Annotated in this window: 15 protein-coding genes; 5 read left to right on the forward strand and 10 right to left on the reverse strand. The window is 58.8% G+C overall.

Annotated features, from left to right (window positions below):
- The first annotated feature begins 128 nt into the window (after positions 1-128).
- Positions 129-1,037, forward strand: coding sequence for an OmpA family protein (locus ACKLNA_RS12080; RefSeq protein ID WP_085699676.1), 909 nt, complete (start codon positions 129-131; stop codon positions 1,035-1,037).
- Positions 1,038-1,166: 129 nt separating this feature from the next.
- Positions 1,167-2,384: an argininosuccinate synthase gene (locus tag ACKLNA_RS12085; RefSeq protein ID WP_007963976.1), complete on the forward strand. Its 1,218-nt coding sequence runs from the start codon at positions 1,167-1,169 to the stop codon at positions 2,382-2,384.
- Positions 2,385-2,542: 158 nt separating this feature from the next.
- On the opposite strand, the gene ACKLNA_RS12090 is transcribed toward ACKLNA_RS12085, so the two are convergent.
- Positions 2,543-3,127: a hypothetical protein gene (locus ACKLNA_RS12090; RefSeq protein ID WP_408985986.1), complete on the reverse strand. Its 585-nt coding sequence runs from the start codon at positions 3,125-3,127 to the stop codon at positions 2,543-2,545.
- 334 nt (positions 3,128-3,461) lie between these two features.
- Here ACKLNA_RS12090 and ACKLNA_RS12095 point away from each other — a divergent pair, with 334 nt between their 5' ends.
- A complete protein-coding gene (locus ACKLNA_RS12095; RefSeq protein WP_085730184.1) occupies positions 3,462-4,088 on the forward strand; it encodes a response regulator transcription factor in 627 nt (208 codons plus the stop codon).
- 87 nt (positions 4,089-4,175) lie between these two features.
- On the opposite strand, the gene ACKLNA_RS12100 is transcribed toward ACKLNA_RS12095, so the two are convergent.
- The 8 genes from ACKLNA_RS12100 to metG form a co-directional block, all read right to left on the reverse strand.
- Positions 4,176-4,349 (reverse strand): PA3496 family putative envelope integrity protein, encoded by a 174-nt coding sequence (locus tag ACKLNA_RS12100; protein WP_167443787.1) that lies wholly within the window; start codon positions 4,347-4,349, stop codon positions 4,176-4,178.
- Between the two features lie 107 nt (positions 4,350-4,456).
- Positions 4,457-5,095 carry an endonuclease III gene (gene nth, locus ACKLNA_RS12105; RefSeq protein WP_408985987.1) on the reverse strand — a complete coding sequence of 213 codons (639 nt, stop codon included), beginning with the start codon at positions 5,093-5,095 and terminating at the stop codon, positions 4,457-4,459.
- On the reverse strand, positions 5,092-5,673 hold the full coding sequence (locus ACKLNA_RS12110; protein WP_408985988.1) for an Rnf-Nqr domain containing protein: 582 nt from the start codon (positions 5,671-5,673) through the stop codon (positions 5,092-5,094). The genes nth and ACKLNA_RS12110 overlap by 4 nt, the downstream gene beginning before the upstream one ends.
- A complete protein-coding gene (locus ACKLNA_RS12115; RefSeq protein WP_408985989.1) occupies positions 5,670-6,275 on the reverse strand; it encodes an RnfABCDGE type electron transport complex subunit G in 606 nt (201 codons plus the stop codon). The genes ACKLNA_RS12110 and ACKLNA_RS12115 overlap by 4 nt, the downstream gene beginning before the upstream one ends.
- Positions 6,272-7,255: an RnfABCDGE type electron transport complex subunit D gene (locus tag ACKLNA_RS12120; RefSeq protein ID WP_408985990.1), complete on the reverse strand. Its 984-nt coding sequence runs from the start codon at positions 7,253-7,255 to the stop codon at positions 6,272-6,274. The genes ACKLNA_RS12115 and ACKLNA_RS12120 overlap by 4 nt, the downstream gene beginning before the upstream one ends.
- Complete coding sequence (locus ACKLNA_RS12125) at positions 7,242-8,456, reverse strand: RnfABCDGE type electron transport complex subunit B (RefSeq protein WP_408985991.1); 1,215 nt, start codon at positions 8,454-8,456, stop codon at positions 7,242-7,244. Before ACKLNA_RS12125 ends, ACKLNA_RS12120 begins: the two co-directional genes overlap by 14 nt.
- A complete protein-coding gene (locus ACKLNA_RS12130; protein ID WP_408985992.1) occupies positions 8,453-9,022 on the reverse strand; it encodes an electron transport complex protein RnfA in 570 nt (189 codons plus the stop codon). Before ACKLNA_RS12130 ends, ACKLNA_RS12125 begins: the two co-directional genes overlap by 4 nt.
- Before the next feature lie 131 nt (positions 9,023-9,153).
- A complete protein-coding gene (metG, locus tag ACKLNA_RS12135) occupies positions 9,154-11,205 on the reverse strand; it encodes a methionine--tRNA ligase (protein ID WP_408985993.1) in 2,052 nt (683 codons plus the stop codon).
- Positions 11,206-11,360: 155 nt separating this feature from the next.
- Here metG and apbC point away from each other — a divergent pair, with 155 nt between their 5' ends.
- Positions 11,361-12,455 (forward strand): iron-sulfur cluster carrier protein ApbC, encoded by a 1,095-nt coding sequence (gene apbC, locus ACKLNA_RS12140; protein WP_011335727.1) that lies wholly within the window; start codon positions 11,361-11,363, stop codon positions 12,453-12,455.
- A 65-nt stretch (positions 12,456-12,520) separates the two neighbouring features.
- Here the strand turns inward: apbC and ACKLNA_RS12145 are convergent, their stop codons facing one another.
- Positions 12,521-13,279, reverse strand: coding sequence for an SDR family oxidoreductase (locus ACKLNA_RS12145; protein WP_011335726.1), 759 nt, complete (start codon positions 13,277-13,279; stop codon positions 12,521-12,523).
- Positions 13,280-13,441: 162 nt separating this feature from the next.
- Between ACKLNA_RS12145 and ACKLNA_RS12150 the strand changes: the two genes are divergently transcribed.
- The gene (locus ACKLNA_RS12150) at positions 13,442-14,173 is read left to right on the forward strand and encodes a HugZ family protein (protein WP_408985994.1); all 732 of its coding nucleotides are present in this window, start codon (positions 13,442-13,444) and stop codon (positions 14,171-14,173) included.
- Positions 14,174-14,177: the final 4 nt, after the last annotated feature.

Genomic DNA, 14,177 nt, shown 5'->3' on the forward strand with positions numbered 1-14,177 from the left:
ATGCTACCGGAAAAGACTCTTGCAGGCACTCGCTATCAAGTTTTGCGACGAGCGTCCGATATCCCATAGGTATGCCGTAAACATGTATGTATCGGTCTTTTTTGTTGTAGAAGCCAATGGAGCCTCCCGTGCGCCAGCGTTATTTAGCCTTGCTCAGTGTGTTTGCCAGTCTTCCCGCGATGGCACTGACCTACCAGACCCGTCTGGAGAACATTGAGTGGACGGTCGAAGGCGACAAGTTCGAATGCCGCCTGACGCAGCCGATCACCGATTTCGGCTCGGGCCAGTTCGTGCGCAAGGCCGGCGAGCAGGCGATCTTTCGCCTGAATGCCTACAACGCGATGCTGGGCGGTGGTTCGGCAACCTTGCTGGCGGCGGCAGCGCCCTGGCAGCCGGGGCGCAATGACATCAACTTGGGCAGTGTCAGGATCGGCACCGGCAACGTGCTGTTCAACAGTTCGCAATCGCAGGCCGGCGGGCTGATCAGCGGTTTGCTGGAAGGTCGCAGCCCGGTGGTGCGACGTGCCTCCGGCGATGGGCGGGTCTCCGAAGTGCGTCTGCTGCCGGTCAAGTTCAGCAAGGCGTTCAACGACTATCAGACCTGCGTGGCGAAACTGCTCCCGCAGAATTTTGATCAGGTCAAAAACTCGCAGGTCGGCTTTCCGGGCGAAGGCACCGATCTGGACGCCGCCGCGAAAGCCAAACTGCAAGTGATGCTCGAGTTCATGAAGGCCGATCCGACGGTCAATCACATTGAGCTCGATGGCTATTCCGACAACAGCGGTAATCGCCTGACCAATCGTGAGTTGTCGCGCCGTCGTGCGCTGGCGGTGGTCGATTTCTTCAAGGCCAACGGTATCGCCGAATCGCAGATCACCGTGCGTTTCCACGGCGAGCAATACCCGCTGGTACCGAACACCAACGCCGCCAACCGGGCGAAAAACCGGCGAGTCAGCGTGAAGCTGGCCCGGGTGGCACCGGTTACCGCTCCAGCACCTCAAGCCAGTACGCCTGCCAACGCCGCGGCGACTTCCTGACCTGTCGGTCATCGTCGCGCTCTCGACAGATTCTGTCGCTTTGTCGTCCTAAGCTGTCGCGCCTCTGTAAATTATCGCGTTTGAGCGGTAGACTCCTCGGCTTTCCGTAGAACCCCGTGGAGTGATGGCATGGCGGACGTAAACAAGGTCGTTCTGGCGTATTCCGGCGGCCTGGACACTTCGGTGATCCTCAAGTGGCTGCAGGATACTTATAACTGTGAAGTCGTGACCTTCACCGCTGACCTGGGTCAGGGCGAAGAGGTCGAGCCGGCTCGCGCCAAGGCTCAGGCCATGGGCGTCAAAGAAATCTACATCGACGACCTGCGCGAAGAATTCGTGCGTGACTTCGTGTTCCCGATGTTCCGCGCCAACACCGTTTACGAAGGCGAGTACCTGCTGGGTACTTCCATCGCGCGTCCGCTGATCGCCAAGCGTCTGATCGAAATCGCCAACGAAACCGGCGCCGACGCCATTTCCCACGGCGCGACCGGCAAGGGCAACGACCAGGTGCGTTTCGAACTGGGTGCCTACGCGCTCAAGCCGGGCGTAAAAGTGATTGCCCCTTGGCGCGAGTGGGACCTGCTGTCCCGCGAGAAGCTGATGGATTACGCCGAGAAGCACGCGATCCCGATCGAGCGTCACGGCAAGAAGAAATCCCCGTACTCGATGGACGCCAACTTGCTGCACATCTCCTATGAAGGCGGTGTGCTGGAAGATACCTGGACCGAGCACGAAGAAGACATGTGGCGCTGGACCGTCTCCCCGGAGAAGGCTCCCGACACCCCGCAATACCTGGAACTGACCTACCGCAACGGCGACATCGTCGCGCTGGACGGCGTCGAAATGACCCCGGCCACCGTACTGGCGACCCTGAACAAGATCGGTGGTCAACACGGTATCGGCCGTCTCGACATCGTTGAAAACCGTTACGTCGGCATGAAGTCCCGTGGCTGCTACGAAACTCCGGGCGGCACCATCATGCTGCGCGCTCACCGCGCCATCGAATCGATCACCCTGGACCGCGAAGTCGCTCACCTGAAAGACGAGCTGATGCCGAAGTATGCCAGCCTGATCTACACCGGCTACTGGTGGAGCCCTGAGCGTCTGATGCTGCAACAGATGATCGACGCATCCCAGGTCAACGTGAACGGCGTCGTGCGCCTGAAACTGTACAAGGGCAATGTGATCGTGACCGGCCGCAAGTCCGACGACTCGCTTTTCGACGCCAACATCGCGACCTTCGAAGAAGACGGCGGCGCTTACAACCAGGCCGACGCGGCGGGCTTCATCAAGCTCAACGCGCTGCGCATGCGGATTGCTGCCAACAAGGGCCGCAAGCTGTTCTGAAGCCCTCGGGCCTGATGTGAAATAGCGGTCTTGTCATTGTGACAAGGCCGCTATGCTGGAAAACCCTTCCGTTTACCTGATCGTTGCCGATCAGCGTTTCTGTATTAATTGGTACTTTGTGCATCGCATTGATGTGCTTTTTGTATTCGCGCCCCAATTTAAACTCTTCCCAATACAGTAATGTTCAGTGAGTGAACGTTGTAAATAATACAATATGTTGTTTCCATGGTTTTTCTTCCTTGTTTTAGCATTCTGGCGAAATTTTCTTTCGGTAAAATATCCGACATGTCATCGGTTAAAACGAGGAAAATTCTTTGTGAGTGCTTGCCTGTGTGTGGGATTTTTTTCAATAACGTGTCTATTTTTGATTCGGTGTTCATTTCTCGAGTATCAATGATGCAAAGCGTGCTCAGTGGTTTTGGCAGTCTTACGGTGTGCGATCCTGTATTCGATTGAACTGTAAGTTCGCCGAAAAAGTCAGGGGGTTCATCTTTGAATGCCTTGAGAAAGTTCTTGTCGTTATCAAAATCGGACGGCGCATAAAGGGATCGGTAGTTGAAGTTCAATGTGATGAAAAACAGGAATAACAAATAGAATGGAAAACTGATCAGAAACCAGATGTAGATTTCCCGTTCATCCTGGTCAAGGAAGGGCAAGGATACTGCCGCGGACGTTTCGGAGATGAACGCGAATATGGCAATGACACTGATAGGGTTGGTTATTTTTCTGTTGATCTTTAACATGCTCTTTACTCATGAGTGCGATCGTTCTCGTCATGTGGGTGGTTTGAATTGTTGTAGTCGGGAGATTTTTATCCCTGGTGTTTGGTGTTTATAGTAAAAAATCCGGAAGGATATAAGTATGTTGTTTCGGTTTTTTTTGTCGTATTGAGAGAATATTTTTCATGGTCCGCTATCCGACAGTCATGCCGATGGGGCTTTTCTGTAGGATAAATCTTTATTGGCTGTAGGAAGTGTCTCTCGCTACTGATGCAATGGAACTTTGCTATGCCATGGGTGAAATGACTACGTTATTGTGCCGGTTCTAAAAATTCGAACAGCGAAACTGGACTTGCCCATGAATAAAGTGCTGATCGTGGATGATCATCCTGTCATTCGTCTTGCGGTGCGTATGCTTATGGAGCGTCATGGCTACGAAGTCATTGCAGAAACGGATAACGGGGTGGATGCATTACAACTGGCTCGCGACCAGATGCCCGATATTGTCATTCTGGATATCGGTATACCGAAACTTGATGGTCTGGAAGTGATTGCGCGGCTTACGACCAGCGCGATGCCCCTGAAAGTGCTGGTGCTGACATCTCAGGCCCCGGGGCATTTCTCCATGCGTTGCATGCAGTCGGGGGCGGCAGGATATGTTTGCAAACAACAGGATCTGACCGAATTGCTCAGCGCTATCAAGGCTGTGCTGTCCGGGTACAGTTATTTTCCGAATCAGGCGTTGCACACCGTACGCACCAGCCTGGGAAATGCCAGTGAAGCCGATATGGTCGATCGTCTTTCCGGGCGCGAGATGATGGTGTTGCAGCAACTGGCACGCGGCAAGACCAACAAGGAAATCGCCGATGGCATGTTTCTCAGCAACAAGACCGTCAGCACCTACAAGACACGGTTGCTGTTGAAGCTCAACGCGCGTTCGCTGGTGGATCTGATCGAGCTGGCCCAGCGCAATGGCCTGGTCTGACCGCTTCAGTCGCTGACGGATCATGGGCAGATCGGCATCAGCATGCAGCAGAAACGAAAAAGCCTCCGTTGCGGAGGCTTTTAAATGTCAGAGATCAAAGTCGTAATCGGCCAATTGCTTTTGCAGTCGGCGTTCCTCAAGCATGTTATCGATGGTCCGGCGTTTGCTCAGGTTGGTCTTGGCGACCTCAACCACCGGTTCGTCGTCCGCATCCGCGACGAAATCGTCTTCTACGTCCACTTGCTCTTTGCTGGTGCTCATAAGGTTAACTCCAGGCTAAGACTGCCTTTGGCGCTCCTTATATCGACATTCCGGCAGATCGTAAAAAAGATTTTTTCAATCGCAATATCAATAATTCCAATAGACGCTCAATCGTCCGAAGTTTTGGCCTTGTATTCGCACAAGTCTTCGATCCGACAGCTGCCACACCGCGGCTTGCGGGCCAGGCACACGTAGCGCCCGTGAAGAATGAGCCAGTGGTGTGAGTCGAGCAGGTATTGCTTTGGTACAAACTTCATCAGTTTGTTTTCCACTTCGACCACATTCTTGCCAGGGGCAATGCCGGTGCGGTTGCTGACCCGGAAAATGTGGGTGTCCACCGCCATCGTCAACTGTCGGAACGCGGTATTGAGCACGACATTGGCGGTCTTGCGGCCAACGCCGGGCAATGCCTCCAACCCTTCGCGCGTCTGCGGGACTTCGCCATTGTGCAGCTCGACCAGCATGCGGCAGGTCTCGATCACGTTTTTGGCCTTGCTGTTATAGAGGCCGATAGTCTTGATGTACTCGGACAACCCTTCGACGCCCAAGGCATGAATGGCGGCCGGTGTGTTGGCCACCGGGTAAAGCTTTGCCGTCGCCTTGTTTACGCCGACATCAGTTGATTGCGCGGACAGAATCACCGCAATTAACAGTTCGAAAGGCGAGGAATAGGCGAGTTCGGTCTTGGGTTCGGGATTGTCCTCGTGAAACCGGCGGAAGATCTCCAGACGTTTTGCGGCATTCATGGGTGATGCGTTTCCTCGGGTGGGGCGGCGGGGCGAGTCCAGGCCTGGCGGGCGGCGAGCAACAGCCCCAGCAAAATGAAGGCGCCGGGAGCCAGCGTCGTGAAATGCAGTCCGTCGCCGAACAGAATCAAACCTTGCCAGTGATCCGACAGGTGATGGCCGATGCTGCCCTGACCGAGCAGCTCGCGCAACACTGCCAGCACGGTCATCAGTGCGATGAACAAGCCGCACAGTTTCAGACGTCCTCGGGCTGGCAGTCGAAAGAATCCATTGTGTTCGAATATGACGCACTGCAAGCCGATCAGGCCGGCGTAAAGGCTGACCAGTTGATGCCACTGCAAAGCACTGCGTTGCAGCAGAGTATCGGCACACCCGGCGAGGGTCGCGGCCAGCACCAGGCTGACCGGCAAAAGGCTTTCGCCGCTCAGTCGTGCCCGCAGCGGTACCATGCACACGCCGTACAGGCTCACCACAACAGCGAACATCAACACAATCGCCAGCGCACCGGCCACGGAGTCGGTGGCGCCGATCAACAGCGCCAGCATCATTGAGTTCGACAGCGTCGCTGACGTGTTCATGGCGCGCTCCCGAGCAGGGTCGTCCGGTGATCATCGAAGTAACGCAGGGCATCGTGAATGGCGTTGATGGCTGCGCGGGACGTAATAGTAGCGCCCGCGATCTGATCAAATTGCCCCTGATCCTTTTTCAGGGCCCATCCGGCATCGGTCGGTTGGCTGCCGGATTTACCGATAAATGCCTGCAACCAAATGTTCGGCCAGTCGCCGATGTGCCCGCCCAGCGCCGGTGTTTCAGTTTGCTCCAGGGTTTTCACGCCGAGCAATCGGCCATTGGCATCGATGGCAATCAGCAACTCGATGGGACCCGCATAGCCCTCGCTCCGGGTGCGTAGCAGCACCGCCACCGGTTGACCGGACTTGGTCGCCCTATAACCGTCCAGCAGCTCGCTGTGGCTCAAGTGGGTGTCGGCCAGCGTCAGAGGTTGTTCCAGAGGCTGATTGTCGTAGGCATCGACTGAAAGCACGTCCAGCAGTTTGCGACTTTCGAGCTGGCGCTGTTCGGCGGCGATGTGCGGCGCACTGCTGAGTTGCACGACATACGTCACGCCGACGCCTGCCGTCGCCAGCAACACCAGGGTGATCAGGCTGTTTGTGCGGTTCATGGCTTCACCTGCGCCTGACGAGCGGCTGCGAAGCGTTCCAGTGTCGGCACGCACAGATTCATCAGCAATACCGCGAACGCCACGCCATCCGGATAGCCGCCCCAGGTACGAATCAGATAGGTCAGCAGGCCGACGCCCACGCCGAACCACAAGCGGGCGAGTGGACTTTTTGCACCGGAAACCGGCTCGGTGACGATGAAGAACGCGCCAAGCATGGTGGCGCCGCTCAGCAGGTGAAACAGTGGTGAGCCATGGGAATCGGAGCCCGAACCGTTCCAGCACAGCAGGCTAATGACGAACAGACTGGCGAGCATGCCGACCGGCGCGTGCCAGCCGATCACCCGGCGCTGTAGCAGGAACAGCCCGCCGGCGAGGAATGCGAGATTCACCCACTCCACGCCATGACCGCCAAAACGGCCGAACGCCGGATTGCTGGCAAACAACTCATCAATGGTCAGGCTTTTGTTGATGCGCAGACTGTCCAGCGCAGTGGCTTGGACCCAGGCGTCCGGCTGCGTGCCGAGGTTAAACACCTGGCCAAAAGCCGCCGTCAGATCCATGCCATGGGCCGGCCAATGGGTCATCGGTTGCGGGAACATCACCATCGCCAGGGCAAAACCGAGCATGGCTGGATTGAAGGGGTTTCGGCCCACGCCACCGTACAAGTGTTTGCCCAACAGCAGGCCTGAGGCGATCGCTGTGACCGTCAGCCACCAAGGGCAATAAGGCGGCAGGGCGCTTGCCAGCAGCGTGGCGCTGATCACCGCGCTGCCATCGGTCAGGGTGGCTTGCAGCGGCTGTCGGCGCAGAGAGGTCACGGCAGCTTCGACGCTCAAGGCTGTGACGACGGACAGGATCAGGTTGATCAACACGCCCCAGCCGTAAAACCAGAACAACACCAACAACCCCGGCAATGTCGCCAGCAGAACCAGCTTCATTGCCTGTTGCAGACGTTCTTCTCTGGTTTCAATGGATGACATGGGCTTCCACCTGCCGCTCCGCCTCTTGCAGGCGGGTGCGGGCCTTGTCGAGGACCTCGGCTGGCGTGCCATCGCGTCGCTGCAATTTGTTCAGGTCGGCGCGCGCGTAGGCCAGTTCGGTTTTCAGCTGACGAAGCTGGTTGTCGATTGGACGTTTTTCTACGCGCACAAGGTCGGGAGCCGGTTGATCGCTGGCCGCTTCGGCGTCGTGCAACGCTTGTTCGGCATCACTCAGGGCTTGTTCGAGTGCTGCAATCTGTTCCGGCGGAGCTTCAGCGGTCTGCGCCTTTTTCAGCTCGGCACGGCGCATCGCCAACTGGATTTTTGCTCGTTTCAGATCGGCGTCTTTCGCCGGGGCTGTCACGACCGGCGCAGGTGCGGCGCTGCTTTCCAGTTTGGACAGAGCCTGTTCGGCGGCTTCGAATTGTTGTTGCAGCACGATCAGTTGCGACTGCTGCTCGAAAGTCGGCGGATGACCGAAGGCCTTCAGCGATTTGTGCAACTGGGCGCGGCTCATCGCTACGTCGATCTTGGCCTTTTTCAGCGCGGCGTCGGCGGTTGCGGCTTTCTGCGCTCGCACCCGCTCCAGCGCAGCCTGCACCGGATCGAGTGTGGTGGACGCAACTTCAACCTGCGCCGCGCGTTGTGCGCGGGCGTCGCGTTCGGCCTGCTTCTGCTGTTCTTCTTTTTGCAGCCTGGCATTACGTCGTTCGAAACGTTGCCGGGCGTGATCGCGCTTTTCGGTGCGCGCCTGATGCTCTTCGAGGCTGTTGGCCAGGCCACCCACCACTGGCAGCGTTCCGATCGGCAGCGGGTGCATCTCGATGCAATCGACCGGGCAGGGCGCCACACATAGATCGCAACCGGTGCACTCGTCGATGATCACCGTGTGCATCAGTTTTGCCGCGCCGACGATGGCATCGATCGGGCAGGCCTGAATGCACTTGGTGCAGCCAATGCATTCGGCCTCGCGGATAAACGCCACTTGCGGCGGTGCGGTGCCACGGCTGATGTCCAGTTCCAGCACCGGAATTTTCAGCAGTTCGGCCAGTGCCGCGATGGTTTCGTCGCCACCCGGCGGGCATTTGTTGATCGGCTCGCCGGCGACGATGCCTGCAGCGTAGGGTTTGCATCCGGGATGGCCGCACTTGCCGCATTGGGTCTGCGGCAGCAGGGCATCGATGCGTTGAATCAGACTCATGTTTTGATCAGTCCACTGAATCCGAGAAAAGCCACCGCCATCAGTCCGGCGCCGATCAACTGGATCGGCAGGCCACGAAAGGGCAGGGGAATATCGTTGTCGGCCGTGCGTTCGCGCAAATCGCTGAACAGGCTCAGCACCATCCAGAAACCCAGTCCGGCGCCGAGGCTCAGCGCCGTTGCATGAAGCAGGCCCTTGTCCGCTTGCGCGTTGAGCAGTGTCAGCCCCAGTACGCCGGCGTTACCCAACAGCAGCGGCCACAATCCGTCGAACGGCATATCGGGTCGCCAACGCGCCAGCCACTTCAACAACGGTGTAATCAGCAGGACGCTCAGCGGCAGGAATACGAACAGGCGCAGGAACTCCAGTTGCAACGGCACCAGCAGCCAATGCCAGATCGCGTAACCCGCCACGCCGACAATCAGCATCAGGCACAACGTTGCCAGCCCCAGCGCATGCACCTGACGGCGTTCGCCCGCCAACAGCGGATCGACGCCCAGCGGCCAGTGCAACACGAAGTTGTTGATCAGCGCAGCACTGAAGAGCGTAAGCACGAGTTCGGTCATGGTTCTGCCGGTGAGAGCGGGCGGGTGTCACTTAAGATTAGGCATTATCCGGCTGCCATGACGGGCGGGCCAGATATGAAAAATCCCACAGGCGCACGGGGTACGCCTGTGGGATCGGTCAGTGCAGAACCTTACTTGATGCGCTGACCCGGCTTGGCGCCGCTGTCCGGGCTCAGCAGGTAAATTTCTTCACCGCCAGGGCCGGCAGCCATCACCATGCCTTCGGAGATGCCGAACTTCATTTTCCGTGGCTTGAGGTTGGCGATCATCATGGTCAGGCGACCGTCGAGTTTCGACGGATCCGGGTAGGCGCTCTTGATCCCGGAGAACACGTTGCGTTGCTCGTCACCGATGTCCAGGGTCAGACGCAGCAGCTTGTCCGCGCCTTCAACTTGTTCGGCCTTGACGATCAGCGCCACGCGCAGGTCGACGGCGGCGAAGGTGTCGAAGTCGATTTCCGGCGACAGCGGATCCTTGGCCAGCTCGCCATTGCCGGCAGGCGCGGCGGCGCCGGTGTCGGTCTGGCTGGCGGTCAGGTCTTCTTTCGAGGCGTCGGTCATGGCTTGCACTTTTACCGGGTCGATGCGGGTCATCAACGGTTTGAATTCGTTCAACTGGTGGTTGGCCAGCAGGGTGGTGTGGTCGTTCCAGGTCAGCGGGGCGACGTTGAGGAACGCCTCGGCATCGGCGGCCAGCACTGGCAGCACCGGCTTGAGGAAGATCACCAGCTGGCGGAACAGGTTGATCGCCGTGGCGCAGACCGCCTGGACTTCATCCTGCTTGCCTTCTTGCTTGTTCAGCGACCACGGTGCCTTGTCGGCAATCCAGGCGTTGGCGCGGTCGGCCAGGGCCATGGTTTCGCGCATGGCACGGGCAAAATCGCGGGCTTCATAAGCGTCGGCAATGCTCGGCGCGGCAGCCAGGAAGGCTTCGGTCAGTTCCGGCGCGGCGTTGTTGTCCACCAGCAGACCGGCGTTGCCCTTCTGGATGAAACCGGCGCAACGGCTGGCGATGTTGACGACTTTACCGACCAGGTCGGAGTTGACCTTCTGCACGAAGTCTTCGAGGTTCAGGTCGAGGTCGTCCACGCCACGGCCCAGTTTGGCCGCGTAGTAGTAGCGCAGGTATTCCGGCGACAGGTGATCCAGGTAGGTACGGGCCTTGATGAAGGTGCCGCGGGACTTGGACATCTTCTGACCGTTGACGGTCAGGTAGCCGTGCACGTTGATCCCGGTCGGCTTGCGGAAACCCGCGCCTTCAAGCATCGCCGGCCAGAACAGGGCGTGGAAGTTGACGATGTCCTTGCCGATGAAGTGGTACAGCTCGGCGGTGGAGTCCTTGCCCCAGAACGCGTCGAAGTCCAGCTCCGGCGTGCGGTTGCACAGGTTCTTGAAGCTGGCCATGTAGCCGATCGGCGCATCCAGCCACACGTAGAAGTACTTGCCTGGCTCGCCCGGGATCTCGAAACCGAAGTACGGCGCATCGCGGGAGATGTCCCACTGTTGCAGGCCGGCGTCCAGCCATTCGGCGATCTTGTTGGCCACGGCGTCCTGCAGGGAGCCGCTGCGGGTCCAGGTCTGCAGCATCTGCTGGAAGTCCGGCAGCTTGAAGAAGAAGTGCTGGGAATCCTTGAGCACCGGGGTGGCGCCGGATATCGCCGACTTCGGATCCTTCAGATCGGTCGGCGCGTAGGTCGCACCGCATTTTTCGCAGTTGTCGCCGTACTGGTCTTCGGTGCCGCATTTCGGGCAGGTGCCCTTGATGAAGCGGTCGGCCAGGAACATTTTCTTTTCCGGGTCGAAATACTGGGTGATCGAACGTTGGGCGATGTGCCCGGCGTCACGCAGCTTCAGGTAGATCTGGCTCGACAGCTCACGGTTTTCTTCGGCGTGAGTGGAGTGGAAGTTGTCGAAGTCCACCAGGAACTCGGCAAAGTCGGCGCTGTGTTCAGCCTGGACGTTGGCGATCAGTTGTTCCGGGGTGATGCCTTCCTTTTCCGCGCGCAGCATGATCGCCGAACCGTGGGCGTCGTCGGCGCAGACATAAATGCACTGATTGCCGCGATGCTTCTGGAAGCGCACCCACATATCGGTCTGGATATATTCCAGCATATGGCCAAGGTGGATCGAACCGTTGGCGTAGGGCAGGGCGCTGGTGACGAGAATCTTGCGTGGTTCGGACATGTGGGGCTTCGCTACTTGATGAAACGGAGGTCGGCCACTATAAAGCGCCGGGAAAGATATTTCACCCCTGCAAATGGTTGCCGGGCATGCCGTCCGGACGACAGAAGGGGTAGGATACCCGCCATCTTTTCCCAGTCTTGTTATCGGAGTTGCCCATGAGCGCCGTCACTCGCGCAGCGGTGGAAGCCGTCCTCAGCCAATACACCGACCCTTACCTGAACCAGGACCCGGTCAGCGCCGGTTGCGTGCGCAACATCGAAATCACCGGTGACCGCGTCAGCGTGCAGCTGGAAATCGGTTATGCCGCCGGTCTGTTCAAGAGCGGCTGGGCGCAATTGCTGCAACTGGCCATCGAAAATCTTGACGGAGTGGTGACTGCCAGGGTCGAGGTCAACAGCGTGATCGCCGCGCACAAGGCCCAGGCGCAGATTCCGGGGCTGGCCAACGTCAAGAACGTGGTCGCCGTGGCGTCGGGCAAGGGCGGCGTGGGTAAATCCACCACCGCCGCCAACCTGGCGCTGGCACTGGCCCGTGAAGGCGCGAAGGTCGGGATCCTCGACGCCGATATCTACGGTCCGAGCCAGGGCATCATGTTCGGTATTCCCGAAGGCACCCGTCCGCAGGTCAAGGATCAGAAGTGGTTCGTGCCGCTGCAGGCCCATGGCGTGGAAGTCATGTCGATGGCGTTCCTGACCGACGACAACACGCCGATGGTCTGGCGCGGGCCGATGGTCTCCGGCGCGCTGCTGCAACTGGTCACGCAAACCGCCTGGGGCGACCTGGATTATCTGGTGATCGACATGCCGCCAGGCACCGGCGACATTCAGCTGACCCTGGCGCAGAAAGTCCCGGTGGCCGGTGCCGTGATCGTCACCACCCCGCAGGATCTGGCGCTGCTCGATGCGCGCAAAGGCGTGGAGATGTTCCGCAAGGTCAATATTCCGGTGCTGGGCGTGGTGGAAAACATGGCCGTGCACATCTGCTCGAACTGCGGGCATGCCGAGCATCTGTTCGGTGAGGGCGGTGGCGAGAAGCTGGCGACCCAGTTCGGCGTCGAACTGCTGGCTTCGCTGCCGCTGTCGATGCTGATCCGCGAACAGGCCGATGGCGGCAAGCCGACGGTAATTTCCGAGCCGGACAGCCAGATCGCCATGGTCTATCAGGAACTGGCCCGCCACGTCGGCGCGCGGATCGTGTTGCAGGAAGCGGCATCGCCGGCGATGCCGAACATCACCATCAGCGACGATTGATGCCGCGGCGCCGCTGAAAAAACTTGTGGGAGCGAGCTTGCTCCCACATTGTTTTTTGGTAAGCCTTAAATGCGCAACCCGCCGTCCATCTCCAGAATCCGGCCGGTGTAGTAGTCGTTCTCGAAGATGTACGCCGCCGAATGGGCGATCTCTTCCGGCTTGCCCATGCGCTTGAGCGGAATGCCCGACGTCATTTTCTCCAGCGCTTCCGGCTTCATGCCCAGGGTCATTTCGGTTTCGATGAAGCCCGGTGCGATGCCCGCCACGCGGATGCCGTAGCGCGCCAGTTCCTTGGCCCAGGTCACGGTCGCTGCCGCCACACCGGCCTTGGCGGCGGAGTAGTTGGTCTGGCCGACGTTGCCCGCGCGGGAGATCGACGAGATGTTGATGATCGCGCCGCTGTTCTTCAGCTCGACCATTTTTGCCGCCACTTCACGGGTGCAGAGGAACACGCCGGTCAGGTTGACGTCGATCACCGCCTGCCATTGGGCCAGGCTCATCTTGGTCATTTCGCCGTCCTTGACCTTGAGCAGCAGGCCATCGCGCAGGATCCCGGCGTTGTTGATCAGACCGTGGATCGCGCCGAAGTCTTCGGCGACCTGGGCAACCATGTGCGTCACCTGCTCTTCATTGGCGACGTTGCACAGATAGCTGCGGGCCTCGACACCCTTGGCCTTGCAGGCCGCGACCGCGTCATCGAGTTTTTCCTGGTTCAGGTCGACCAGTGCCAGCTTCGCGCCCTTGCCTGCGAAATACTCGGCCATCGAGCGGCCCAAGCCTTGGCAACCGCCAGTGATAATGATTACTTTGTCGTTGAGTTGCATTCGCATGTCCCCGAGAGCAGGTCAGAGTAGTGTCCTTTAGAGAGCCTCTCGATCTGCGCCTGACATGGCCCGGCTGCACATGAGAACTGCCCCTGTGGCGACTGATACTTATCCGTGTCGCCCGTCCGTTTTTTCGACGGATTCTATTTAAGGAGTCATAAATTGAGCGTTGAAGCGGCTAAGAATGCCCGAGAATTGCTTCTCAAGGAATACCGTGGCGTGCTGTCGACCCACTCCAAATCAATGCCCGGTTTTCCGTTTGGCTCCGTGGTTCCCTACTGCCTGAACGAGCAGGGCCGGCCGCTGATCCTGATCAGCCGCATCGCCCAGCACACCCACAACCTGCAGAAAGACCCGAAATGTTCGCTGCTGGTGGGTGAGCGCGAGGCTGACGATGTGCAAGCCGTTGGTCGCCTGACCTATCTGGCGGAAGCGGAAAAACTCGAAGACGCTGCCGCCATCGAAACCGCCGCCGAGCGTTACTACCGTTATTTCCCCGATTCGCAGAATTACCACAAGGCCCACGATTTCGATTTCTGGGTGCTCAAACCCGTGCGTCATCGCTACATCGGCGGTTTCGGCGCGATCCACTGGGTCGATCACCTGACCCTGGCCAACCCGTTTGCCGGCAAGGCCGAAATCAGCATGGTCGAGCACATGAACAGCGACCATGCCAAGGCCATCGCGCATTACGTCGACCTCGCCGGGCTGCCGAAAACCGTACCGGCACAAATGGCCGGGATCGACACTGAAGGCATGCACCTGCGCATCGGTCAGGCGCTGTACTGGCTGCCGTTTCAAGCGCCTTGTCATACGCCGATACAAGTGCGCGAAGCCTTGGTTTCTCTGGCTCACGCCGAGATCTGGCCAAAAAATGCGGTGGCCGACGCTTGAATTC

Source organism: Pseudomonas sp. UV AK001 (assembly GCF_046097675.1).
In the GTDB taxonomy this organism is placed as follows: Bacteria; Pseudomonadota; Gammaproteobacteria; order Pseudomonadales; family Pseudomonadaceae; genus Aquipseudomonas; species Aquipseudomonas kribbensis.

Coding starts and splice junctions, on each gene's coding strand:
- metG (WP_408985993.1), bottom strand. CDS start 11,205: ATGTCCGAACCACGCAAGATTCTCGTCACCAGCGCCCTGCCCTACGCC.
- nth (WP_408985987.1), bottom strand. CDS start 5,095: ATGAATGCCGCAAAACGTCTGGAGATCTTCCGCCGGTTTCACGAGGAC.
- ACKLNA_RS12095 (WP_085730184.1), top strand. CDS start 3,462: ATGAATAAAGTGCTGATCGTGGATGATCATCCTGTCATTCGTCTTGCG.
- ACKLNA_RS12130 (WP_408985992.1), bottom strand. CDS start 9,022: ATGACCGAACTCGTGCTTACGCTCTTCAGTGCTGCGCTGATCAACAAC.
- ACKLNA_RS12100 (WP_167443787.1), bottom strand. CDS start 4,349: ATGAGCACCAGCAAAGAGCAAGTGGACGTAGAAGACGATTTCGTCGCG.
- ACKLNA_RS12125 (WP_408985991.1), bottom strand. CDS start 8,456: ATGAGTCTGATTCAACGCATCGATGCCCTGCTGCCGCAGACCCAATGC.
- ACKLNA_RS12115 (WP_408985989.1), bottom strand. CDS start 6,275: ATGAACCGCACAAACAGCCTGATCACCCTGGTGTTGCTGGCGACGGCA.
- ACKLNA_RS12085 (WP_007963976.1), top strand. CDS start 1,167: ATGGCGGACGTAAACAAGGTCGTTCTGGCGTATTCCGGCGGCCTGGAC.
- ACKLNA_RS12145 (WP_011335726.1), bottom strand. CDS start 13,279: ATGCAACTCAACGACAAAGTAATCATTATCACTGGCGGTTGCCAAGGC.
- ACKLNA_RS12090 (WP_408985986.1), bottom strand. CDS start 3,127: ATGTTAAAGATCAACAGAAAAATAACCAACCCTATCAGTGTCATTGCC.
- ACKLNA_RS12120 (WP_408985990.1), bottom strand. CDS start 7,255: ATGTCATCCATTGAAACCAGAGAAGAACGTCTGCAACAGGCAATGAAG.
- ACKLNA_RS12110 (WP_408985988.1), bottom strand. CDS start 5,673: ATGAACACGTCAGCGACGCTGTCGAACTCAATGATGCTGGCGCTGTTG.
- apbC (WP_011335727.1), top strand. CDS start 11,361: ATGAGCGCCGTCACTCGCGCAGCGGTGGAAGCCGTCCTCAGCCAATAC.